The organism is Streptomyces sp. NPDC026062, assembly GCF_055568375.1.
Genome location: NZ_JBVHOQ010000005.1, coordinates 261,268 through 284,423 on the forward strand (window position 1 = coordinate 261,268; position 23,156 = coordinate 284,423).

At 71.2% G+C, this 23,156-nt stretch carries 22 protein-coding genes; 6 read left to right on the top strand and 16 right to left on the bottom strand.

Translation table 11 applies throughout. The features are described 5' to 3' along the window. Positions 1 to 11 precede the first annotated feature (11 nt). From ACZ4LX_RS06770 to ACZ4LX_RS06785, 4 genes are all read right to left on the bottom strand, one after another. Positions 12 to 1,376 (bottom strand): NAD(P)/FAD-dependent oxidoreductase, encoded by a 1,365-nt coding sequence (locus tag ACZ4LX_RS06770; RefSeq protein WP_467638769.1) that lies wholly within the window; start codon positions 1,374 to 1,376, stop codon positions 12 to 14. 133 nt (positions 1,377 to 1,509) lie between these two features. After that, complete coding sequence (locus ACZ4LX_RS06775) at positions 1,510 to 1,857, bottom strand: hypothetical protein (protein ID WP_467638766.1); 348 nt, start codon at positions 1,855 to 1,857, stop codon at positions 1,510 to 1,512. Between the two features lie 29 nt (positions 1,858 to 1,886). Next, a complete protein-coding gene (gene ctaD, locus ACZ4LX_RS06780) occupies positions 1,887 to 3,617 on the bottom strand; it encodes an aa3-type cytochrome oxidase subunit I (RefSeq protein ID WP_467638763.1) in 1,731 nt (576 codons plus the stop codon). A gap of 343 nt (positions 3,618 to 3,960) precedes the next feature. Further along, positions 3,961 to 6,183 (bottom strand): NADP-dependent isocitrate dehydrogenase, encoded by a 2,223-nt coding sequence (locus ACZ4LX_RS06785; protein WP_467638760.1) that lies wholly within the window; start codon positions 6,181 to 6,183, stop codon positions 3,961 to 3,963. Between the two features lie 128 nt (positions 6,184 to 6,311). Here ACZ4LX_RS06785 and ACZ4LX_RS06790 point away from each other — a divergent pair, with 128 nt between their 5' ends. Next, entirely contained in the window at positions 6,312 to 6,821 is a 510-nt protein-coding gene (locus tag ACZ4LX_RS06790) for a tetratricopeptide repeat protein (protein WP_467638757.1), read from the top strand. 6 nt (positions 6,822 to 6,827) lie between these two features. Here ACZ4LX_RS06790 and ACZ4LX_RS06795 read toward each other — a convergent pair whose 3' ends face one another. Together ACZ4LX_RS06795 and ACZ4LX_RS06800 are read right to left on the bottom strand one after the other, a co-directional pair. Then, positions 6,828 to 7,859, bottom strand: a complete 1,032-nt coding sequence (locus ACZ4LX_RS06795; RefSeq protein ID WP_467638754.1) for a glutathione S-transferase family protein — start codon at positions 7,857 to 7,859, stop codon at positions 6,828 to 6,830. 9 nt (positions 7,860 to 7,868) lie between these two features. Further along, complete coding sequence (locus ACZ4LX_RS06800; RefSeq protein WP_467638751.1) at positions 7,869 to 9,377, bottom strand: MFS transporter; 1,509 nt, start codon at positions 9,375 to 9,377, stop codon at positions 7,869 to 7,871. 142 nt (positions 9,378 to 9,519) lie between these two features. Between ACZ4LX_RS06800 and ACZ4LX_RS06805 the strand changes: the two genes are divergently transcribed. After that, positions 9,520 to 9,915, top strand: a complete 396-nt coding sequence (locus ACZ4LX_RS06805; protein WP_467638748.1) for a TOBE domain-containing protein — start codon at positions 9,520 to 9,522, stop codon at positions 9,913 to 9,915. A gap of 68 nt (positions 9,916 to 9,983) precedes the next feature. Here the strand turns inward: ACZ4LX_RS06805 and ACZ4LX_RS06810 are convergent, their stop codons facing one another. Next, positions 9,984 to 10,529, bottom strand: coding sequence for a DUF1697 domain-containing protein (locus tag ACZ4LX_RS06810; RefSeq protein WP_467721111.1), 546 nt, complete (start codon positions 10,527 to 10,529; stop codon positions 9,984 to 9,986). 126 nt (positions 10,530 to 10,655) lie between these two features. After that, positions 10,656 to 11,945 (bottom strand): MFS transporter, encoded by a 1,290-nt coding sequence (locus tag ACZ4LX_RS06815; protein ID WP_467638742.1) that lies wholly within the window; start codon positions 11,943 to 11,945, stop codon positions 10,656 to 10,658. Positions 11,946 to 12,130: 185 nt separating this feature from the next. Between ACZ4LX_RS06815 and dhaK the strand changes: the two genes are divergently transcribed. From dhaK to ACZ4LX_RS06835, 4 genes are read left to right on the top strand one after another with little or no spacing between them, the layout of a single operon-like run. Then, entirely contained in the window at positions 12,131 to 13,117 is a 987-nt protein-coding gene (gene dhaK / locus ACZ4LX_RS06820; protein WP_467638739.1) for a dihydroxyacetone kinase subunit DhaK, read from the top strand. Positions 13,118 to 13,170: 53 nt separating this feature from the next. Continuing rightward, positions 13,171 to 13,785 carry a dihydroxyacetone kinase subunit DhaL gene (gene dhaL / locus ACZ4LX_RS06825; protein ID WP_467638736.1) on the top strand — a complete coding sequence of 205 codons (615 nt, stop codon included), beginning with the start codon at positions 13,171 to 13,173 and terminating at the stop codon, positions 13,783 to 13,785. Beyond that, complete coding sequence (locus ACZ4LX_RS06830) at positions 13,782 to 14,192, top strand: PTS-dependent dihydroxyacetone kinase phosphotransferase subunit DhaM (RefSeq protein ID WP_467638733.1); 411 nt, start codon at positions 13,782 to 13,784, stop codon at positions 14,190 to 14,192. Before dhaL ends, ACZ4LX_RS06830 begins: the two co-directional genes overlap by 4 nt. Before the next feature lie 49 nt (positions 14,193 to 14,241). Next, positions 14,242 to 14,754 carry an NUDIX hydrolase gene (locus tag ACZ4LX_RS06835; RefSeq protein ID WP_467638731.1) on the top strand — a complete coding sequence of 171 codons (513 nt, stop codon included), beginning with the start codon at positions 14,242 to 14,244 and terminating at the stop codon, positions 14,752 to 14,754. 49 nt (positions 14,755 to 14,803) lie between these two features. Here the strand turns inward: ACZ4LX_RS06835 and abc-f are convergent, their stop codons facing one another. From abc-f to ACZ4LX_RS06875, 8 genes are all read right to left on the bottom strand, one after another. Next, the gene (gene abc-f / locus ACZ4LX_RS06840; protein ID WP_467638728.1) at positions 14,804 to 16,450 is read right to left on the bottom strand and encodes a ribosomal protection-like ABC-F family protein; all 1,647 of its coding nucleotides are present in this window, start codon (positions 16,448 to 16,450) and stop codon (positions 14,804 to 14,806) included. A 404-nt stretch (positions 16,451 to 16,854) separates the two neighbouring features. Further along, positions 16,855 to 17,169 (bottom strand): DUF6191 domain-containing protein, encoded by a 315-nt coding sequence (locus ACZ4LX_RS06845; RefSeq protein WP_467638725.1) that lies wholly within the window; start codon positions 17,167 to 17,169, stop codon positions 16,855 to 16,857. Positions 17,170 to 17,284: 115 nt separating this feature from the next. After that, positions 17,285 to 18,325 (bottom strand): NAD(P)-dependent alcohol dehydrogenase, encoded by a 1,041-nt coding sequence (locus ACZ4LX_RS06850; RefSeq protein ID WP_467638722.1) that lies wholly within the window; start codon positions 18,323 to 18,325, stop codon positions 17,285 to 17,287. Positions 18,326 to 18,384: 59 nt separating this feature from the next. After that, positions 18,385 to 19,158, bottom strand: coding sequence for an SDR family NAD(P)-dependent oxidoreductase (locus tag ACZ4LX_RS06855; RefSeq protein ID WP_467638718.1), 774 nt, complete (start codon positions 19,156 to 19,158; stop codon positions 18,385 to 18,387). Next, positions 19,155 to 19,826, bottom strand: coding sequence for a TetR family transcriptional regulator (locus ACZ4LX_RS06860; protein WP_467638715.1), 672 nt, complete (start codon positions 19,824 to 19,826; stop codon positions 19,155 to 19,157). Before ACZ4LX_RS06860 ends, ACZ4LX_RS06855 begins: the two co-directional genes overlap by 4 nt. A 111-nt stretch (positions 19,827 to 19,937) precedes the next feature. Continuing rightward, complete coding sequence (locus ACZ4LX_RS06865; RefSeq protein WP_467638712.1) at positions 19,938 to 21,113, bottom strand: PP2C family protein-serine/threonine phosphatase; 1,176 nt, start codon at positions 21,111 to 21,113, stop codon at positions 19,938 to 19,940. A 207-nt stretch (positions 21,114 to 21,320) separates the two neighbouring features. Further along, the gene (locus ACZ4LX_RS06870; RefSeq protein WP_467638709.1) at positions 21,321 to 22,085 is read right to left on the bottom strand and encodes a GNAT family N-acetyltransferase; all 765 of its coding nucleotides are present in this window, start codon (positions 22,083 to 22,085) and stop codon (positions 21,321 to 21,323) included. A gap of 49 nt (positions 22,086 to 22,134) precedes the next feature. Beyond that, positions 22,135 to 23,058: an NADP-dependent oxidoreductase gene (locus tag ACZ4LX_RS06875; RefSeq protein ID WP_467638706.1), complete on the bottom strand. Its 924-nt coding sequence runs from the start codon at positions 23,056 to 23,058 to the stop codon at positions 22,135 to 22,137. Positions 23,059 to 23,156: the final 98 nt, after the last annotated feature.

Below are 23,156 nucleotides of genomic sequence, written 5' to 3' on the forward strand. Positions count from 1 at the left end.
CGGGTGACCGGTCACTTCATCCCGGCGTTCAGGGACGCGGTGTGCTCACGCACCTGCTCAGGGGTCAGATAGCTGTCCGTGTACTCGAAGTCCCGCAGTTTCGCGGGCTTCCGGGACTGGAATCCGGTACGGACGAAGTCGTCGCCCGCCGCCGCGTTGATCAGCCAGTTGGTCATGACGCGGGCCTTGGCCACACCGGTCCGCAGCGCCGACCAGTGGTAGCCGCGGGCCACGGCCTGGGCCGTGATCCCGTGCATCTCGACGCCGAGGGGCTTGGAGACGGCGTCCTTGCCGCCGAGGTCCACGACGAGCCCGAGGTCCTTGTGGACGTACGGCCGCAGCGGCTGATGCCGGAGTGTCGCCAGCAGGTTGCCGGCGAGCAGACGGCCCTGGCGCATCGCGTGCTGGGCCGTCGGGGGGCAGACCGCGCCGTCGCCCTTGACCAGGTCCGGCACGGCCGCCACATCGCCCAGTGCGAACACACCGTCGTAGCCGGGCAGGGACATCTCGGGGGTCACCGCCAGCCTGCCGCGTACCGTCTCCGCGTCGAAGGTGGCGACGAGCGGGCTCGCGGTGACACCGGCCGTCCAGATCAGCGTGCGGCAGGGCAGTACCCGGCCGTCGGTGAACGTCACCTTGTCGGGGCCCGCCTCGGCGACGGAGACACCGAGCGACACCTCGATGCCGCGTTCGCGCAGGACCTTCAGCGCGCTCTCGCCGAGCTTGTCGCCCAGTTCGGGCATCAGTTTCGGAGCGATGTCGATCAGATGCCACTTGATCAGCTTCGGATCGAGCCTCGGATAGTGCTTGACCGCGTTGCTGGTGAGGCGTTGCAGACAAGCCGCCGTCTCGGTTCCCGCGTATCCCCCGCCGACCACCACGAACTGCAGCCGGGAGGCCCGCTCCTGCTCGTCGCCGCTGGCGTCCGCGAGGTCGAGCTGCGCGATCACGTGGTCGCGTACGTAGGCCGCCTCGGCAAGCGTCTTCATGCCACGGGCATTGTCGAGCAGTCCGGGGATGTCGAACGTGCGGGTGACACTGCCCGGACTGAGCACGACGTAGTCGTACGGCTCGTAGACCACCTCGTCCGTGATCTTGCGGATGACGCAGACCTTCGCCTTGGGATCCAGTCCGATGGCCCCGCCGGGAATGATGCGGGTCCGGTGCCGGCTGCTCCGTCGCAGTGACACCGCGACGGACTGCGGAGTGAGGACACCGGAGGCGACCTGCGGCAGCAGGGGCAGATAGAGCTGGTACGAGAACGGCGCCACGAGCGCGATGTCCGCTTCGCCCGGGCGGAGCCCGCGCTCCAGACGGCGTACGCACTCGACCCCGGCAAAACCGGCTCCGACAACGAGAATCCTGGGTCGTGCCACAGTGTTCGTCCCTTCTCGGGGTCTGCACGGTCGACCGTTCGCCTGCCCCGTCACACGCGCCCGTCACTTCTCATCTTCACGAGACGGGCGCGAGTCCGCCTGCTGGGACGGCAGAACGGACGACCTCGGCGGGCTATCTGGCCAGGTACGTCACGGCTGTGCAGGCCCCACCCGCCGCGCCCGCGCAGACCACCGCCGCGGCGACACACCGTGTCCTCAGCCGCTCATAGCGCTCGCTGTACTCCCCGCGCAGTTCGGCGGCGCGCGCGGAGACACGTACGAGCATCGCCCGCGAGGCGGCGGCCCGGTCGGCCGTGTAGACCCGCTCCACGGCCTCGCGCTGGGCCGTCGTCAGCCACGGCAGCTCGTCCGTGAAGCGACGGGCGCGCCGGCGCGCCTCCTCGACCTCGGCGTTCCACAGCAGATAGCCCTCCATCCGGGCCAGGCCCCGGGCGCTGTCCTTCTCGGGATCGGGACCCATGCGTCTCTCCTCTTCCCCGGCGATCGTGCTCACGCCTGCCTGTCCCCCGGCGCCACCGTCGCGGAGCGGTCGCCCCGGTTGACTGCCTCGTCGAGCTCGCGTACGGAGGGGTGGTGCAGGTCGAACGCCGGGGATTCGGAACGGATCCGGGGCAGCGTGAGGAAGTTGTGCCGCGGCGGCGGGCAGGAGGTGGCCCACTCCAGCGAACGGCCGTAGCCCCACGGGTCGTCGACCTCGATCTTCTTGCCGTACTTGGCGGTCTTCCACACGTTGTAGAGGAAGGGCAGCATCGAGAGTCCGAGCAGGAACGAGGAGATCGTCGAGATCGTGTTGAGCGCGGTGAATCCGTCGCTCGCGAGGTAGTCCGCGTAACGGCGTGGCATCCCCTCGGCCCCCAGCCAGTGCTGCACCAGGAACGTGCCGTGGAAGCCGACGAACAGCGTCCAGAAGGTGATCTTGCCGAGCCGCTCGTCCAGCATCTTGCCGGTGAACTTCGGCCACCAGAAGTGGAATCCGGCGAACATGGCGAACACCACGGTGCCGAAGACGACGTAGTGGAAGTGCGCGACCACGAAGTACGAGTCGGAGACATGGAAGTCCATCGGCGGCGAGGCCAGGATGACGCCGGTCAGGCCGCCGAAGAGGAACGTGACGAGAAAGCCGATGGACCAGAGCATCGGTGTCTCGAAGGAGAGCGAGCCCTTCCACATCGTGCCGATCCAGTTGAAGAACTTCACCCCGGTGGGCACCGCGATGAGGAACGTCATGAAGGAGAAGAACGGCAGCAGTACCGCGCCGGTGACGAACATGTGGTGGGCCCACACGGTGATCGAAAGGCCGGCGATGGCGATCGTCGCACCGATCAGGCCGATGTAGCCGAAGACGGGTTTGCGGCTGAAGACGGGGATGATCTCGCTGACGATCCCGAAGAACGGCAGCGCGATGATGTACACCTCCGGATGGCCGAAGAACCAGAAGAGGTGCTGCCAGAGCAGCGCGCCGCCGTTGGACGCGGCGAAGACCTGCGCACCGAACTTGCGGTCCGCCTCCAGCGCCAGCAGCGCCGCGGCGAGCACCGGGAAGGCCATCAGGACCAGGACGGCGGTCAGCAGGACGTTCCAGACGAAGATCGGCATGCGGAACATCGTCATGCCGGGTGCGCGCATGCAGATGATCGTGGTGATGAAGTTGACCGAGCCGAGGATCGTGCCGAAGCCGGAGAAGGCCAGGCCCATGATCCACATGTCTCCGCCGATCCCCGGCGAGTGGACGGCGTCCGTCAGCGGGGAGTAGGCGAACCAGCCGAAGTCGGCCGCGCCGTTCGGGGTGAGGAAGCCGGCCACCGCGAGGACCGAGCCGAAGAGGTACAGCCAGTACGCGAACATGTTCAGGCGCGGGAACGCCACGTCGGGCGCACCGATCTGCAGCGGCATGATCCAGTTGGTGAAGCCCGCGAACAGCGGCGTCGCGAACATCAGCAGCATGATCGTGCCGTGGATCGTGAACGCCTGGTTGAACTGCTCGTTCGACACGAGCTGGGTGCCCGGGCGGGCCAGCTCGGCGCGCATGACGAGTGCGAGCAGACCGCCGATGAGGAAGAACGCGAACGAGGTGACCAGGTACAGCGAGCCGATCGTCTTGTGGTCGGTGGTGGTCAGCCATGTGACGACGGCGTTCCCCGGTTCCTTGCTGCGTACCGGAAGCTCGTTGGCGTACGACTCCTCTTCGTCCGTCGGCTCTGCTGTGCCCGTCGTCGTCACTGGGACGCTCCTTCGGTTGTCTTCCGCGGGTGGGCTGCGCACCCGGTGTGACGCCGCTTCCAGCGGGTCGGCCGAACGGCCCTCCCCGCGCGTCGCGCGTGTTTCCGGTTGCAGCAAACCAGCCACGGGCCCGCCGAAGGCGGCCCGGCGCCCGCCACGGCGCCACTTTCACTCGTCAGGGCGTCCCCCGGTCCACCGGCGGCCGGGCCAACTCGGCAGCGTGGGAACGGCGCTGAAAACAGCTCCGCCCCGGCTCGGTGGACGACCGGCCGGGGCGGAGCTGTGACAGGGCGTTCGGACGGGGCAGCGGTGCGGACCACCCGCCCCGTCCGCCCTTCTCACCTCAGGCGAGGCTCGCGATCGCCTGGTTGAACGTGGCCGACGGACGCATCACGGCGGCGGCCTTGGCCGGGTCGGGCTGGTAGTAGCCGCCGATGTCGGCCGGCTTGCCCTGGACCGCGGCCAGTTCGCCCACGATGGTCTGCTCCTGCTCGGCCAGCGTCTCGGCGAGCGGGGCGAACGCCGCGGCGAGCTCGGCGTCGGCGGTCTGCCGCGCCAGCTCCTGCGCCCAGTACAGGGACAGGTAGAAGTGGCTGCCGCGGTTGTCGATACCGCCGAGGCGGCGGCTCGGGGACTTGTCCTCGTTGAGGAACGTGGCGGTCGCACGGTCCAGGGTGTCGGCGAGGACCTGGGCGCGCGCGTTGTCCGTGGTCTGCGCGAGGTGCTCGAAGCTGACCGCGAGGGCGAGGAACTCGCCCAGGCTGTCCCAGCGGAGGTAGTCCTCCTTGACGAGCTGCTGGACGTGCTTGGGCGCGGAGCCGCCGGCGCCCGTCTCGAACAGACCGCCACCGTTCATCAGCGGCACGACGGAGAGCATCTTCGCGCTGGTGCCGAGTTCCAGGATCGGGAACAGGTCGGTGAGGTAGTCACGCAGCACGTTGCCGGTCACCGAGATGGTGTCCTCACCGCGGCGGATGCGCTCCAGCGAGAAGGCGGTGGCCTTCTCCGGCGTCAGGATCTCGATCTGGAGACCGTCGGTGTCGTGGTCGGCCAGGTAGGTCTTGACCTTGGCGATGAGCTGCGCGTCGTGGGCGCGGGTCTCGTCGAGCCAGAACACGGCCGGGTTGCCGGTCGCGCGGGCGCGGGTGACGGCGAGCTTGACCCAGTCCTGGATCGGCAGGTCCTTGGTCTGGCACATCCGGAAGATGTCACCGGCGCCCACGGTCTGCTCCAGCACGGCGTTGCCCGCGGCGTCGACGACGCGCACGGTGCCCGTGGCGGGGATCTCGAAGGTCTTGTCGTGGCTGCCGTACTCCTCGGCCTTCTGCGCCATCAGACCGACGTTGGGCACCGAGCCCATGGTGGCCGGGTCGAAGGCGCCGTGGGCACGGCAGTCGTCGATCACGACCTGGTAGACACCGGCGTAGCTGCTGTCCGGCAGGACAGCGATGGTGTCGGCCTCCTGGCCGTCCGGGCCCCACATGTGGCCGGAGGTGCGGATCATGGCCGGCATGGAGGCGTCGACGATGACGTCGCTGGGGACGTGGAGGTTGGTGATGCCCTTGTCGGAGTCGACCATCGCCAGGGCGGGGCCCTCGGCGAGCTCGGCCTCGAAGGACTCCTTGATCTCGGCGCCGACGTGCGGCACCGAGTCGAGGCCCTTGAGGATCCCGCCGAGGCCGTCGTTCGGGGTCAGCCCCGCGGCGGCCAGGACGTCGCCGTACTTGGCGAAGGTGTTCGGGAAGAAGGCACGGACTACGTGGCCGAAGATGATCGGGTCGGAGACCTTCATCATCGTGGCCTTGAGGTGCACGGAGAACAGGACGTCCTCGGACTTGGCACGGGCGATCTGCGCGGTGAAGAACTCGCGCAGCGCGGCGACGCGCATGACGGCGGCGTCCACGACCTCGCCGGCCAGCACGGGTACGGACTCGCGCAGCACCGTGGTCGTGCCGTCGTCGCCCACCAGATCGATGCGCAGCGAGCCGGGCTCGGCGATCACGGCGGACTTCTCTGTCGAGCGGAAGTCGTCGACGCCCATGGTGGCGACGTTCGTCTTCGAGTCGGCCGTCCAGGCACCCATGCGGTGGGGGTGGGTCTTGGCGTAGTTCTTGACCGACGCGGGGGCCCGGCGGTCGGAGTTGCCCTCACGCAGGACGGGGTTGACGGCGCTGCCCTTGACCTTGTCGTAGCGCGCGCGGACATCCTTGTCCTCGTCGCTCTGCGGGTCGTCCGGGTAGTCCGGAAGCGCGTAGCCCTGCTCCTGGAGCTCGGCGATCGCGGCCTTCAGCTGCGGGATCGAGGCCGAGATGTTCGGCAGCTTGATGATGTTGGCACCCGGGGTGGTGGCCAGCGCGCCCAGCTCCGCGAGAGCGTCGTCGATGCGCTGGTTCTCCTGGAGGCGGTCGGGGAAGCTGGCGATGATCCGGCCCGCCAGGGAGATGTCACGGCTCTCCACGGTGACCCCGGCCTTCGAGGCATAGGCCTCGACCACGGGCAGGAACGAGTACGTCGCCAGGGCCGGGGCCTCGTCGGTGTGGGTATAGATGATGGTCGAGTCAGTCACCCTGTGCTCCGCTCCATGTCTGCAACATTGCTTGACATCAAGATATCTCGTGATCGCCCGTGTCTCGACAGTGCCCTGCCCCCACCCGGTTTTGCGCTGTGTCCGCCGAACTGGCAGCGTGCGGGAGCATGAGCACCGACAGCGAGCACGAGACGGCGGACGCGGCACTGGCAGAGGCGGTGCGCCTGCGCCGGGAGAAGACGCCGCGGGCGCACGAGGAACTGGTGAGCCTGGCGGCGCGCCGTCCCCACGATGCCGCCATCGCCTATCAGGCCGCCTGGTCACACGATTCCCTCGGGTTCGAGGCTCAGGCCGTGCCCTTCTACGAGCGCGCCCTGAACGGAACCGGGCTTGCGGAACAGGACCGTCACGGAGCCTTCCTCGGCCTCGGCAGCACGCTGCGGGTACTGGGCCGCTACGAGGAGGCGCGCGAGGTCCTCGGCCGGGGGCTGGAGGAGTTCACGCAGGACGCCTCCCTGCGGACGTTCCTGGCCATGACGCTGTACAACCTGGGCGAGTCCCGCGAGGCCGTACGGACACTGCTCCTGGTGGCGGCCGCGACCAGCGAGGATCCGCAGGTCCGGGCGTACCGTCCGGCGATCGAGTACTACGCCGACCGCCTGGACGAGACGGAGTAGGGCCGCTCAGGGCCGGTGCCGCGGGGGGACCTCTTCGCCCGCCGGCACGGGACCGGGAGGGGTGCCGTCGCCGAACGGTCGGCCGCCGAGCCGCTCGCGGTGGTGCGGGGCCAGGAACCCCGACAGAGCGGGCCCGACGGGCACGATGCCGGTGGGGTTGATGCCGGTGTGGACCCGGTAGTAGTGCTGCTTGATGTGGTGGAAGTCGACGGTGTCCCCGAATCCGGGCGTCTGGTAGAGGTCCCTGGTGTACGCCCACAGGACGGGATCCTCGGCCAGTTTCGAGCGGTTGCACTTGAAGTGGCCGTGGTAGACGGAGTCGAAGCGCACCAGCGTGGTGAAGAGGCGGATGTCGGCCTCGGTGATCGTGTCGCCGACGAGGTATCGCCGGTCAGCCAGCCGGTCCGCCACCTGGTCCAGGCGGCGGAACAGCGCCTCGTAGGCGTTCTCGTACGTGCTCTGGCTGTCCGCGAATCCGGCCCGGTACACCCCGTTGTTGACGTCGCGGTAGATCCCGTCCATCACCTCGTCGATCTCCTCGCGCAACGGCTCGGGGTAGAGGTCGGGTGCCCCGGGGCGGTGCAGCGCGGCCCATTCGGTGGCGAAGTCCAGGGTGATCCGCTGGAAGTCGTTGGTGACAAGCCTGCCGCTGGGTACGTCGACGATCGCGGGGACGCTGACGCCGCCGTGGTAACCGCGCTCCCTGGCGTCGTACGCCTCGCCGAGATAGCGGATGCCGAGCACCGGGTCCCGGCCGTCCGGGTCCAGGGTGAAGCGCCAGCTGCGGTCGTCCTGCAAGGGGTCGGCGACGGCGAGCGAGAGGGCGCTCTCCAGGCCCAGCAGTCTGCGGGAGACCAGGGCCCGGCTCGCCCAGGGGCAGGCACGGCTGACGACAAGGCGGTAGCGGCCGGCTTCGACGGGCCAGCCGTCACGGCCGTCGGCGGTGACGCGGTCGGCGAAATGGCTCCGGGAACGCTTGAAGGGTTTGTGTCCGTACGCGCTGTTGCCGTCCTGTGCGGCGCCGTCGGGGTCGTTCATCGTGTCTCCTCAAGGGTCGGCCGGGGAGGCGGCGGACCGCGGTGTACGGCTGCTTCTGCCTCGCCGGGCTCCGCCCACGTCGGCCAGCGCCACGACGATTCCGGCGATCACGAAGGCGACGGAGACGATGAGCCCGTGGTCATAGGCGGTGGACCAGGCGGCGGAGCCCACCTGGGCGAAGAACACCGATCCCACGGCGGCGATCCCGATCGCGGAGCCGACGCGCTGGCCGGTCTGCAGGGTGCCGCCCGCGCTTCCCGCCGTGGCCACGGGGACCTGCGACAGGGTCAGGGTCTGGTTGGGCGCGATGACCAGGCCACTGCCCAGTCCGGCCAGCAGCAGCGGGGCGGCCATCGCCCAACCCGCGCCCCTGCCCGGTACCAGGTGGACGGCGAGCGCGGTGGCTGCCAGCCCTACCGCGACAGTGGTCATGCCCACGACCACGAGGGGGCGCCCGTACCGGCCGACCAGCCGGCCGCCGGGGCCCGCGGCGACGGCCGAGCCCAGGGCGAACGGGGTGATCGTCAGGCCCGCCTGCAAGGCGGTGTAATGCAGTCCGCTCTGCAGGTAGAGCGTGGTGATGAAGAAGATCGAGGTGAATCCGGCGAAGTACAGCAGGATCAGCAGACAGCCCAGCCAGTAGGAGCGGACCCGGAAGAGCCGGAGGTCGACGACCGGCTGAGTGCCTCGGCGCCCGCACCGGGACTCCCAGCCGACGAACGCGGCGAGCAGTACCGCGGCAGCCACCAGAAACAGCCATTTCCCGTCACCCCGCCACTGATGAGCCTGGACGAACGGGAGCAGCAGCGCCAGTACCCCCGCGCCCAGCAGCAGAATCCCGATCGGATCGAGGTCCCGCAGCCGCACCGGGCCGGCGGAGGGAGTGTCCGGCAGCAGCCGTCGCGCCAGCAGCAGGCAGACGAGCCCGAGCGGAAGGTTGACGTAGAACACCCAGCGCCAGCCCTCTTCGGCCCCGGCCGCCTGGATGAGCAGTCCGCCCAGCAGCGGCCCGACGGCGGTGGAGATGCCGACCACCGTGCCGAACATGCCGAACGCCCGGCCCCGCTCACGCCCCGAGAACATCTGCTGGATGAGGGCGGAGATCTGCGGCGACACCAGACCGCCGGCCAGCCCCTGGACCAGTCGGGCGATCACCAGCCAGGTGCTGGACTGGGCGGCGCCGCAGGCCGCGGACGACAGGGTGAAGAGCACGAGCCCGGTCATGAAGACCTCGCGGCGGCCGCGGGCGTCACCGAGGCGCCCGGCGGGAATCAGGAAGAGGCCGAAGGCGAGCGAGTATCCCGAGAGCACCCACTGCAGATCGGACTCCGGGGTGTGCAGCCCTTCCCGGATGGACGGCAGCGCGACATTGACGATCGACACGTCCAGCAGGGTCATGAAGCCCGCGACCAGGCAGACCGCGAGCGCCCGCCACCGCCGGGGATCGGGGGCGTCCGGCGCGGCTGCGGAGCCCGCATCCCGTCCCGAAGAACCCCGGTACCCCGCGCTCTCTGCCATGGCTCGCACCCTAGGTCGCGCACCCCGATTCCTCATCCCGGCAGGGCCACCCGGCCCACTGGCGGGTGAAGAAACCGCACTTTGTAAGCCTTCGGTGTATAAACCTTGCATCTACAAGGTTTTTTGCTCTAGAGTCTCGAATATGCAGTCTTACACCATCGGGCAGGCCGCCCGCCTGCTGGGCGTCAGCCCGGACACCGCACGACGCTGGGCGGACGCCGGCCGCGTCGCCACCCGGCGCGAGGAGAGCGGTCGCCGCCTCATCGACGGCCGCGACCTGGCCGCGTTCTCCGTCGAGGTCGCACAGAACGGCACGGGTGAGGAGGAGGCCTCCTACACCTCCGCGCGCAACGCCTTTCCGGGCATTGTCACCGCGGTGAAGCTCGGGGACGTGGCGGCGCAGGTGGAGATCCAGGCCGGTCCCCACCGGCTCGTGTCACTGCTGACCCGGGAGGCCGTCGAGGAGCTCGGGCTGGAGGTCGGTATGACGGCGACCGCCCGCGTGAAGTCGACCAGCGTGCACATCGACCGCACCTGAACCGTGCACATGACCCCCGCCCGAGCGGAGACGTCCGCCTCCGCTCGGGACGCCCGGCGGCCGCTCCCTCAGGCCGCCCCCTTCTTGGCCGCGGCAAGGATCTTCACCACGGTGTGGAAGAAGCGCGTCGTCGCGTCGTGGCCCAGGACGCGTTCCTGGAAGCCCTTGGCAGCGGGCGCCTTGCCGTTGACCAGGTACCAGACGACGAAGGCGTCGTACCCGGTGGTGCCGATGATCTCCATGTCCTCCTTCGGAGAGAGCATCGGCAGCGAGAGCTTCGGGTCGACGCGCTCGGTCGTGAACACCACGCAACAGCGGAGATCGTCGGTGACGGTGACGTCCTTGAACGGGTCGAGCGCGATCAGCGCTTCCAGTTCCGGCACCGTACGCAGACACACCGCGACCTCGTAGCCGAGTTCCCGTTCGAGGTGCTCCCCGATCCGGGCACCGAGCACGGCCCGGTCCGTCTCGTCGGACTCGAAGAAGACGTTGCCGCTCTGGATGTAGCTCCGTACGGAGCCGAACCCCATGTCCGTGAACAGACCGCGCAGATAATCCATCTTCACCGAGCGGCCCGGGACGTTCATCCCGCGCAGGAACGCGATGTACAGCAAGCAGATCACCTGTCCGCGAAGAGACGTAGCAAGGAGAGGGCGCCACGGCCGGCGCCCGACAGCGTAGTCCGCGCGCCCGCCGCCGAGGAGGCGGCACGTCCGCGCGGCGGCGGATTCGCCGCCGGGTCACGCGGCGTCCCCCGGCGGCCGTCCGGCCGGGGAGGACCGCACGATCCCGGTCACCGTGCCTGCCAGCGCGGTGCACACCACGGCGGCACCGATGACGAGGAAGACCGAGGTGACGCCGAATCCGGCCGCTGCCGCGGTCGCGGCGGCCGCGCCCAGCGGGCCGAGAGCCGAGTGGATGGTCCAGAACGTGGAGGTGACCCGCCCCAGCAGCCGGCTCGGGGTCACCTCCTGACGCAGCGACATGGAGGAAATGCCCGCCACACCGGTACACATGACGTTGACCGTCATCAGAACGGCGATCACCGGCACACTCCTCGCCGGTCCCATACAGACGATGGCCGCCCCGGCGAGCGCGAACGCCGTGATCCAGCTCGCCCCGAACCCCATCCGCGCACGGACCCGGGCGACCACGGCTGAGGCGATGAACGCGCCGACCGTACCGGCCGCCAGCACAGAGCCGACCGTGGTGTCCCGGTGGCCGAGATCGTGCTTCAGCAGATAGATGACGAGGTCGGTCATCCCGTAGGTGAGGAAGGTCAGCAGCGACAGCAGCACGGTCAGCGGCCGGAGCACCGGATGGGCCAGCAGAAAGCGCGCACCTGCCAGGAACTCCCGCCGCACCGAGCCGCGGCCGGCCCTGTCGGCCTCCGCGCGCGGGGCTGTGCGGATCCTGACGAACAGCACTCCGGTCGCGGAGACCGCGAAGGTCAGGGCATCGATACCGATGGCCGCGGCCGGACCGGCGGCCGCTGCCACGAAGCCCGCGAGTGCGGGGCCGGCGACTCCGGCGACGGCGAAGGTGGCGAAGAGATGGCCGTTGGCTCTCGCGATCAGGTCCGGCCCCACGATGGCCGGGACCACGGTCACATAGGTGACCTGAAAGAGCATCGCGAAGACACCGGCGACCGGAACGATGAGGTAGATCAGCCAGATCGGTGTCGCGAACAGCCAGGCCACCGGGACGATCGCGTAGAGCAGACAACGTGCCCCGTCGCTGATCATCAGGAGCCTCCGGCGGTCGAACCGGTCCGCGATCACCCCGGCGAACACACCCGTGACGATCGACGCGACTCCCGTGAGACCGGTGACGATCCCCATCTGGACCACCGACCCCGTGGTGTGCAGCACCAGGAGCGGAATCGCCACGTACGAGAAGGAGTCCCCGAGGGCGGACAGCGCCTGGATCACCAGGAAAACCCGGTAGGCGGGGTTTCTCCGGAGCGGGGGGAAGACAGCCTCACCCGCTGCGGCCGGTATCTCCTGCTGCGGCCCTTCGCCTGTGCCCACCGCACACCCTCCTCGGTCCGGTCCGTCCCCGACGGTATGCGCCGAGCCGATCAGGGGCCCCTCATTTTCCGGCCGCACCTGGGACATTGCGCACAAGCGGACACGTGCGGTTCTTCGCACGGGGCTTCCGGCGTCCTACGGTGGTGGTCCAGCGTCGACAGCCTTCCCGGGAGATTCCGTTGCGCATGCTGATCAACGTCCCTGAAACCGTGGTCGCCGACGGGCTGCGCGGCATGGCCGCCGCCCATCCCGAACTGACCGTGGACGTCGAGAACCGTGTCGTCGTACGCCGCGACGCCCCCGTGGCCGGACAGGTCGCCCTGGTCTCCGGCGGCGGGTCCGGGCACGAGCCGCTCCATGCCGGGTTCGTCGGCCCCGGGATGCTCTCGGCAGCCTGCCCGGGTGAGGTGTTCACATCGCCCGTTCCCGATCAGATGGTGCGGGCCGCCGCCGCCGTCGACAGCGGCGCGGGCGTGCTGTTCGTCGTGAAGAACTACACCGGTGACGTGCTCAACTTCGAGATGGCCGCCGAACTCGCCGACGAGGAAGGGATGCAGGTCGCCCAGGTGCTCGTCGACGACGACGTGGCGGTGACCGACAGCCTCTTCACAGCAGGGCGGCGGGGCACGGGAGCGACCCTGTTCGTCGAGAAGATCGCCGGGGCGGCGGCGGAGGAGGGCGCGCCACTGGACCGGGTGGCGGCCCTCGCACGGCAGGTCAACGAGGCATCGCGGAGTTTCGGGGTGGCGCTGACCTCGGTGACCACTCCGGCCAAGGGCTCCCCCACCTTCGATCTGCCGCCCGGAGAACTCGAACTCGGGGTGGGAATCCACGGCGAACCCGGCCGGGAGCGGCGCCCGATGATGACGTCACGGGAGATCGCCGACTTCGCGGTGGACGCGGTGCTGGAGGACCTGCGGCCGCGCGGGCCGGTCATCGCGCTCGTCAACGGGATGGGTGCGACGCCGCTGCTGGAGCTGTACGGATTCAACGCCGAGGTGCAGCGGGTGCTGACGGAGCGCGGTGTGGTGGTGGCCCGTACCCTCGTGGGGAACTATGTGACCTCGCTCGACATGGCCGGCTGCTCGGTGACACTCTGCCAGGTGGACGAGGAGCTGGCACGGCTCTGGGACGCACCGGTGCAGACACCCGCGCTGCGATGGGGCCGTTGACCCGCCTGTTCCTCCAGCAATGCCCTTCCGTCCGACGTACCCGAGGAGCGCATGTGCTCGACGCCGATTTCTTCCGCCGCTGGATGTCCGAGGCCACTGCCTCGGTCGACCGCGAGGCCGCGTATCTGACAGAACTCGACTCAGCGATCGGGGACGCCGACCACGGCAGCAATCTGCAGCGCGGGTTCACCGCTGTCGCGGCGGCCCTGGAGAAGGAACCGCCGGCGACTCCGGGCGCCGTACTGGCGCTCGCCGGGCGGCAGTTGATCTCCACCGTCGGCGGGGCGTCGGGGCCGCTGTACGGGACGCTGCTGCGGCGCGCGGGCAAGGAGCTGGGCGATGCCCCCTCCGTCACCGCCGAGGAACTGGGCCGGGCGCTCGGGGCAGGCGTGACGGCGGTGGCCCAGCTGGGCGGTGCGCAGGCCGGCGACAAGACGATGCTCGACGCGCTGCTGCCGGCGGTCGAGGTGCTCGGGACGTCGTTCGAGGCGGGCCGGGACGCGGCACGGGCCGGCGCGCTGGCAACCGTCCCCATGCGGGCGCGCAAGGGCCGGGCGAGCTATCTCGGTGAACGGAGTACCGGGCATCAGGATCCCGGGGCGACGTCGGCCGCGCTGCTGATCGCCGCGCTCGCGGACACCGCCGGTGCGACCGGAGGTGACGCGTGAGCGCGGACGGTCAGGTCGGGATCGTGCTGGTGTCGCACAGCGGTCCGGTGGCCGGGGCGGTCGCCGAGCTGGCGAGAGGGCTCGCGGCCGGTGGGGCAACGGCGCCGGTGGCCGCGGCCGGCGGCACGCCCGCGGGCGGGCTCGGGACCAGCGCGGAGCTCATCGCGGAGGCGGCCCGGTCCGTCGACGGCGGTGCGGGGGTCGCGGTACTGGTCGACCTGGGCAGCGCCGTGCTCACGGTGAAGGCGATGCTGGCCGAGGGCGACGAGCTCCCGGACGGGGCCTGCCTGGTCGACGCGCCCTTCCTGGAGGGTGCGGTGGCCGCGGTGGTCACCGCCTCGGCAGGCGGCGACCTGGACGCGGTGGTGGCAGCGGCCTCGGAGGCGTACAACTACCGCAAGGTGTAGGCGGCCTGTCGTCCGTACGGTTGCGGGCCCGCCGCCCACACTTGACGGCATGGCACCTCACACGTCCTCCGGACGCAGCGCCGGTCTCCTCTTGTTCCGCCGCCTCGGCACAGGCTTCGAGGTCCTCATCGGGCACATGGGCGGACCGTTCTGGGCGCGGCGGGAGAGCGCTGCGTGGTCGGTCCCCAAGGGGGAGTACGGCCCCGAGGAGGGAGCGGAGGCGGCGGCCCGGCGGGAGTTCGAGGAGGAGTTCGGGCACCCCGTCCCGGACGGGCCGTGGGTCGCGCTGGGCGAATCGCGGCAGGCCGGCGGCAAGACCGTGACGGTGTGGGCCGTGGAGGCCGACGTCGACCCGGCCACGGCGGTCCCGGGGACGTTCAGCATGGAGTGGCCCCGGGGGTCCGGCGTACGACGGGAGTTCCCGGAGATCGACAGGTTCGCCTGGTGCGCGCCGGAGGTCGCGGCCGAGCGGCTCGTCAAGGGCCAGCGGGTCTTTCCGGACCGGCTGCGCGACCACCTGTCGGGCGGAAGGATCTCCGCGGCCCACGACGACGGGGCCTGATTCCGCGCACAGGGCGGCGATCAGGCCCCGTCGTCGTGCCGCACAGCTGTCAGGTGCGGGCGGCGACGGGTCCGCCCGCCCGCAGTTCCATCCGGTCGCCGGTGAAGCGGCTGCGGAAGCCGCGGTCGTGCGAGACGACCACGACGGCTCCCTCGTACGCCGCCAGCGCCGTCTCCAGCTCCTCCACCAGGGCCAGGGAGATGTGGTTGGTCGGTTCGTCCAGCACCAGCAGGTCGGCCGGCCGGGTGACCAGCCGGGCCAGCGCCAGTCTGCGCTGCTGTCCGACGGAGAGCGCGGCAACCGGGACGGACAGGTCCTCCGGGCGGAAGAGACCGAGTGCGAGAAGCGTGCCGGTGTATTCGTCCGCGTGGCCGGGCCGTCCGGCGGCGAAGGTGTCCAGCAGGGTGCGGCGGGTCGGCCGGGCGGGGAGTTCCTGCGGGAGATATCCGATTCTGGCCCGGCGGCGCACCGTGCCCGTGTCGGGTGCGAGATCACCCGCCAGCACCCGCAGGAGGGTGGTCTTCCCGGCCCCGTTCGCACCGGTGACCAGCAGGCGCTGCCCGCTCTCCACCCGTAGCTCGGGCATGCTCAGCCGCTCGCCCACCGCGACGGACGCGAGTTCCACGAGCGGCCCCGGCTTCCGGTCGCCGTCGGAGGCCAGGGCCAGTCCTGCGGAGAACCGAAGTGGCCGGGGCGGAGCCGGCACAGGAGCCCTGCGCAGTTCCTCCCACCGTTTTCTGGCCGCTCCGACCTGCCCGGACAGCTTCGCCTCGTGCGAGCGGCGGTGCTTGCCCCAGCCCTCCCCCGGGTCCTTTCCGGTGACGGCCAGCCGTCGGCCCGCGGCGTTCACGAGCTCTTCGGTGCGGGCCAGCTCGTCCAGCCAGTCCTGGTGTTCCTGGGCCCAGCGGCGGCGTGCCGCCGCCTTCGCCGTGCGGTAACCGTCCCAGCCGTCCCCGTACCGGACGGCGCTGCGCAGATCGCGGTCGACCTCGACGATGACGGTGGTGCTCCGTTCCAGGAAGGCGCGGTCATGGGTGATGACGACGAGGGTGCCCCGGTGGGCACGCAGATGGTCCTCCAGCCAGGTGGTGGCCGCGAGGTCGAGGTGGTTGGTCGGCTCGTCCAGGAGAAGCAGTTCGGGCTGTGCGGCCAGGACGCAGGCGAGCGCGAGCCTGGACTGTTCGCCGCCGGAGAGGCTGCCGAGCGTGCGCTGCCGGGTGATGTGCGCGAGTCCGAGGCCGTGCAGTGCGGCGTCGGTCCGGGCATCGGCCTGGTAGCCGCCGCGTTCCTCGTACTCCGTCAGCAGGTCTCCGTACCTGGCCAGTTGTGCCTCTCCGCCGTCCCCGGGGGCGGCGAGTGCCGCTTCGGCGGCGCGGATCCGCCGCTCCAGTGCGCGCAGTTCGGCGAAGGCCGCGTCGACGGCGTCCTGGACGGTACGGGCGGGGCCGAGATCGAGGGTCTGGGAGAGGTGGCCGGTGCCGCCGTGGAAACGGACGGTGATCTCGCCGCTGTCCGGTGTCTCGGCGCCGGCGATCAGCCGCAGGAGCGTGGACTTGCCGGACCCGTTCTCACCGATGACGCCCACGTGGTCGCCGGGGCGGACGGTGAGTGACACCTGGTCGAGGACGGCACGGTCTCCGTACGCCTTGGAGACGTCCTTGAGGGTGAGCTGGGGGCGGTCGTGCGGGAGGGGCATGGTGGCTTGTCCCTGGGGTGCGTGCCGCAGCAGCCCATGACGGGCACGGCGGGCGGGGCTTCCGGATGGTCCGAGGAGAGGGCGGCGCGGCCAAGCAGTCACCGGCCGGCGGCTCGGCGTCGTGCGGCTCGGCCCGGGCGTTGCCGGGTGACGGCTCAGCGTCGTGCGGCTCGGCCCTGCCCGGAATCAGCGGAAGAAGTAGTACGAACCCATGCGGTCAGTGTAGCCGGGGGGCCGCGGGAGCTGTCAGCTCCTTTTCGCCGGACCCGCGCCTTGGGGTGTCCGAGCAGGCAGGGGCCGGTGAGGTGGGCCCGTTCGTGGACGAGGAGCGCCTCCGTCCCCGCGGGGCCGAGGGCCGCGTGCGAGGCGGGTGAGGCCACGGGCCGCCGGAGGATACCGCCCCGTCATTCCCCCGGCAGGCGGATGACGGCGAGGCCGGTGTCGAGGTCGACGGTGGAGTGGTGGGGCGGGGCGCCGTCCTCCTGGTCGTCGCGCATCAGCAGGGCGCTCCGGCGCTCCTTGAGCTCGCTCTGTTTACCGGGCGAGAACGTGGCATGGAGCTGTTCGAAGCCGGTCGCGGAGATCTGGCCCTGCCGGGCGCTGTTGCGCCACGGCAGCAGACCCGCCCGCCCCGCCCTCAGCAGCAGCTGGTCGAGGAAGGCGGCGACGGTCAGCCCGATCACCAGTGCGGGGAGCGTCATCAGGGCGGCGAATTCCATCGGGCCAGTATCCGTCCGGGGCGGTGCGGTACGCATCGGCCGCAGGTACGACGCGGGCCGGCGCGCAGTGCGCCGGCCCGCGTCGTCGCAGGGCCGTGAGGAACGGCCCGGACGGTCAGCCGTTGGGGAGGATGACCGCGCGACCGTTGATCCTGCCGTCGTGCAGCCGCTCGTACGCCAGCGGAGCCTCGTCCAGCGAGTACGTCTCGACGTGGACCTTCACCGAACCCGAGTGGGCCAGCTCCAGTACCTCTGCCAGCTCGGACCGGGATCCCCAGTAAGGGGCGGTCACGCTCGTGCTGAACGGCAGGGCGCCGAAGCCCACCGGAAGCGAGCCGCCGCCGATGCCGACGATCGTGACGTCGGAGTCGATGGCGGCCGCGGCACCTGCCGTGGCGACGGTCGGCGGCGCACCCACGAAGTCGAGGACGACCTGGGCACCGATCCCCCCGGTCAGCTCGCGGATCCGGCTCGCGGCGTGCTGGTCGGACAGGACGGTCTCGTGTGCCCCGACCGTACGGGCCAGCGCGAGCTTGTCCTCCGTGACATCGAGGGCGATGACGCGGACCGCCGTCATGGCGCGCAGCAGCTGGATCGCGACATGACCGAGCCCGCCGGTGCCGATGACTACGGCGGTGGCTCCGGGCACCAGCTTCGGCAGGGAGCGCTTGATCGCGTGGTACGGGGTGAGGCCGGCGTCGGTGAGCGGCACCGCCTGCACCGGGTCGAGGTCGCCGAGGGGCACCAGGTGGCGCGGGTCGTCGACGATCATGTACTCGGCCATGGCACCGGGAGAACCGAGTCCGGGCGGGTTGATGCCGAGTTCCTGTGCGCGCAGGCAGTAGTTCTCCTTGCCCTCGGCGCACTTGACGCACGTGCCGCAGCCCCAGGGGCCGTAGACGGCGACGGACTCGCCGGTCGTGAGCCCGCTGACGCCGTCGCCGAGTGCGGCCACGGTGCCGACGCCCTCGTGGCCGAGGGTCAGCGGCAGCGGGTAGGGGAACTGGTCCGCCGGCCACGACATCACCGCGATGTCGGAGTGGCAGACACCTGCCGCGGTGACCTTCAGCAGCACCTGGCCGGGGCCGGGCTCCGGGTCGGGCACGGTGACGACCTCGGGTGCGGCACCGATTTCGCGGTACTGAACGGCTTTCATGGGGTCCTCCTTGACCTCGTGCTGTTCCAGTTTTGGCCCCCCTGTCCCCCGTTCGCCACTCAGGAGGCGGAGTAGCCGCCGTCCACCAGGTGGTAGCTGCCGTGGATGAAGGAAGCCCGGTCGGAGAGCAGGAAGGCGGCGAGTTCGGCCACTTCCTCCGACGTGCCGAGGCGTCCGGCCGGGTGCAGCGAGATCAGGTGGTCGCGGGCCGGGCCCTCGGTGTTGCGCAGCAGCGGGGTGTCGATGAAACCGGGTCCGACCGCGTTGACGCGGACGTTCTGCGCGGCGTACTCAAGGGCTGCCGTCTTGGTGAGGCCGACGACTCCGTGCTTGGCGGCGACGTACGCGGGCGAGCCGGCGAAGCCGTTGGTGCCGAGGATCGACGACATGTTGACGATCGCGCCGCCGCCCGCGGCGACGATGGCGGGGAGCTCGTAGCGCATGGAGTAGAAGACGCCGCTCAGGTTGGTGGCGACGACGCGGTTCCAGTCCTCGACGGCGTAGTCGCCGGTCGGGTTGCTGGGGCCGCCGATGCCGGCGTTGTTCACGGCGAGGTGCAGGGCGCCGAAGGTGTCGACGGCGAACCGCACGCCTGCCTCGACGGAGGCGGGGTCGGTGACGTCCATGGCCACGGCGGCGGCCTTGGCGCCGGTGCTCTCCAGTGCGGCGACCGCCTTGCGGGCGCTCTCCTCGTCGTAGTCGGCCACGACGACGGAAGCGCCGGACGCGGCGAGCCGGTGGGACAGGGCCAGGCCGATACCTGAGGCCCCTCCGGTGACGAGGGCGGTGCGGCCGGCGAATTCCTGGTCGGCGGGGGTGGGGGTGGTGTTCATGATGGTCCGTTTCCTTCTGTGTTGTTACGTGACGCCGGTCCGGCGTCGGGCCGCGTGAGCAGCTCTCCCGTGAGGGCGTCGAATGCCTGCTCGACGAGCCGGGGCAGCTCCTCGGGGCATCCCCCGCGCACCCAGGCGGTCTGGGCGGCGAGGAGCGCGCCGGCTCCGGCGGCGACCGTGACGGCGGGGCGGATGTCCTGCCGGGCGTCGACTCCGAGCCGGTCGGCGACGATGGCGACCGAGTCCTCCTGGGCGTCCACCCGGATGTGGTGGAACGCCGCGTAAAGGGTCGGCTCCTCCCCGGCGAGGACCAGCAGTTCGAAGAGCCTCGGGCGGCGGTGCCAGGCCTCCGCCTCGGGGTCCGCGAGCCAGTCCATGACGGCCCGGTGGTACGCGGTGAGCGGGGGCTCCCCGGCGGGCCGGCCCCGCAGCGCGTCGTTGATCCGGTCGCCGTCGCCCCGTACCGAGTCCAGGACCGCGGCTTCCTTGCTCGCGAAGTACCGGCTGAAGGTGCGGCGGTCGACGTCCGCACGTTCCGCGATCTCCTCGACGGTGACGTCCCGCAGACCCCGGTCGAGCACGAGGTCGAACGCGGCCCGGGCAAGCGTGTCCCGGGTCCTGCGCGCCTTGCGGCTCCGCCTCTCGGGGGTCTTCCGTTCCCGGTTCATGTCTGCACCGTACACCCATAAATGTCCCAGCGCGACAAAAGTCCCACCAGGACACACGAGTCGGCTGCGGCGCCTCGGGGCGCGGAGCCTGCACGGTGCGGGGCATGGCCTCTACCGCCCGCCGAAGGCCTCGGCGGCCCGCCTCGCCCCGTAGCCGGACGGCTCGGGCCGACGGGGGCTCCCGGACGGCGTCCGCCGCATCGCGAGCACGGCGATGTCGTCGCGCCGCACTCCGCCGGAGAACTCCTCCAGGTCGCGCCGGAGGGCGTCGAGCAGTTCCCGCGTGCCCAGGTGCGCCCAACGGCCCAGCCGCGAATCGAGCGGGTAGAAGGCTCCGGCGGCGTCACGGGCCTCGGTCACTCCGTCGGTGAACATCAGAAGCGTCGCACCGTCCGGGAAGTCCAGCCATTCGGTGACCCGCGCCTCGCTGCTGAGCTCCGCCAGGCCCAGCGGCACCGAGGTACGGCGCAGCGGGACGGGGCCGGCCACGTTGTCGTGGAGCAGCCGGGGTGGCAGGTGACCGCAGTTGACGGCCTGGACGCGCCCGGCGCCGTCGAAACCGAGCACCAGGGCGGTGACAAAGCGCTCGATCTCGCCGGTCTGGGCGGAGAAGGCGTTGTGCCGGGCGACCGCGTCCTCCAGGGCGTCGACCACCCCGGTGAGGGTGGGTTCGCGGATGGCCGCCTCGCGGAACGCGCCGAGTACGGCGAATCCCGCCCCGATCGCGGCGAGCCCCTTGCCCTGGACGTCCCCGATGATCACCCGGGTCCCGTAGGGCGACTGCACGATCTCGTAGATGTCCCCGCCGACCAGGCGGTCCTCCTCGATGGGCGCGTAGGTGCCGTGGGCGACGACCTGGTCGGTCAGGATCGGCAGCGGGCGCAGGATCTGGCGCTGGAGGGCGACGGCGGCGGTACGCAGCCGGGCGATCTGGGTGGCGTGGCGGATGCGCAGCGCGCACGCGCCGACGCCGAGGAAGCAGGCGAGGACCGTGAACACGATGCTGCTGGCGACGTCCCAGAAGGTCCCGCCGGTGACCAGGCGGGAGGCGACGGCCACGGCCATGATCCCGGAGGCCACGGCCACGGTCTGCCGGATGGTGCCGAAGACGGACACGAGCGCGGGCACGACGACCAGCAGCGGCACGATACGCAGATCGTTGCCGGTTCCCACGTCGAGCAGAACGATCAGGGCGGTCAGCAGCGCCACTCCGCCGAACAGTGCCCGGCTGCCGATCCTCGGCGCCCCGACGGCGGCCTCCCCGGCGTCCGCACCGGGGAGCGCCATGACCCGCGTCCTCGGCTGGTGGTGAAGCCCGATCACGTCGCGCCCTCCGGATCGGCCGGCCCGGCGCCGGCGTTCCGTACCAGTGCACCCGGAGCGCGGCGGGCAGCACACGAGTCGTACGGCCTCAGCCTGTGCGCCGAAAGTCCCTCGGCCGGCACCGGCAGGGGCCTTCGGCCCGCGCGGGGCGGGCCGAAGGTCACCGGGCGGTCATCGCGCGGCGGTCTCCCGGACACCCTCGCGGCCGGTTCCGGGCCGGTGCGCCGGTGGACGGTCGGGAACCAGCGCCGAGAGGAACGGTGTGCGGCGGCGGAGTGCGAACCCCAGGGCCTCGTAGAGCCGCACGGCGTTGGTGTTGGAGGCGGCGGCGTGCAGGAACGGTATGTCGCCGCGCTGCCGGATCTCGTGGGCGACGGCCCGCACGAGTCCGCCGGCGAGCCCCTGTCCCCGTACCGACTCGTCCGTGCAGACGCCGCTGATCTCGCTCCAGCCGGCCGGGCGCATGCGCTCGCCCGCCATGGCGACGAGCCTGCCGTCGCGCCGCACCCCGAGGTAGCTGCCGAGTTCGACGGTACGGACCTCGAAGGGGCCGGGCCGGGTGCGTGCCACCAGGTCCAGCATCTCGGGCACGTCGGCCGGACCCAGCCGGACGGCCTGCGGGTACGGCTGCGCGTCGACCCCGCCGTCGACGAGCTGGACGCCCTCGGCGTGGAAGACGACCTGCCAGTCGTCGGGCGGTGGCTCGCGGAAGGCGGTGATGGTGACGGCGCCGCCGGGGCCGGCCAGCGCTGCGACGTCCGCCCAGTCCCCGGCGTCGGGCGCGTCCGGCAGGGCGGCCCAGGGTGTGACGTCCGGCGGGTAGCGCAGGATGCGGCCTCGGCGCTCGGCGAAGTGGGCGTGGGTGCTGCGCAGGGCGCTGCCCACCGGGTCGTCCAGCGGATGTGCGCCGCCCGCCGTGATCAGCTCCCCGCTCATGCGGTCACCTCGGTTCGTCCGGTGCGTCCGGTGCGGTGCATACGCCTTCTCACGCCGTCACCTCGATGACGGTCTTGCCGAGGGCGTGGCCGCTCTCCACCGCGCGCAGCGCCTCGCCGGCCTCGGTGAGCGGGCAGGTCCGGGTGAGGGGGGCACGCAGGACCCCGGCGGCCGCCAGGTCCGCGACCTCGCGCAGGACCGCGGCGTTGCGGGCCCGCTGGACAGGTGCCCCGCCGAGCTCGGCCACGAGCGGCTTGCCACCGGCGCTGATCAGGGCGGCGGCCGGGTCGTCGACCAGGGAGGCCACGTCACGCAGGGTGTCGCCGCCGACCAGATCGAAGACCGCGTCGACGCCGTCGGGGGCGGCGGCCCGGACCCGGTCGGCCAGCTGGGCGCCGGACTCGACATGGACCGCGCCGAGCGATTCGACGAACTCCTTCTTGGCGGCGCTCGCGACGCCGATGACCCGGATCCCGGCGTGGCGGGCGAGTTGCGCCGCGGCGGTTCCGACCCCACCGCCGGCGCCGGTGACCAGCAGGGTGGCTCCGGGAGCGAGGCCCAGCTGGGCCAGTCCGTCGTAGGCCGTGGCCGCCGCCACCGGCAGCACCGCAGCGTCGGCGAAGGAGAGACCGGCCGGTATGCGGGCGGTCACGGCGACGGGCAGCAGCGTGTGCTCGGCGTAGCCGCCGGTCAGCGGGTTGCCGAAGACCTCGTCGCCGACGGCGAAGTCCGCCACGCCCGGACCGACGGCCTCGACGACTCCGGCGGCCTCACTGCCGAACACGACCGGGAACGGGCTCGGTGCGCTGCCGGGCCTGATGTACCCGTCACGCAGCTTCCAGTCCACGGGGTTGACCCCGGCAGCGCGTACGGCGACGAGCAGTTCCCCGGGGCCGGGCACCGGGGTGTCCCGGTCGATCAGGGCCTCCGCCTCCGGCCCGCCGTTGCGGGTGTACACGTACGCCTTGGACATGGGTTGCCTCTCTGTCGTGGTGCCTGCGGGCGTCCGGACCGTGCACCGGTAGGCCCCAGCAGCAGGAAGTCCGCCCGGCGCGCGCGTATTCCCGGGGA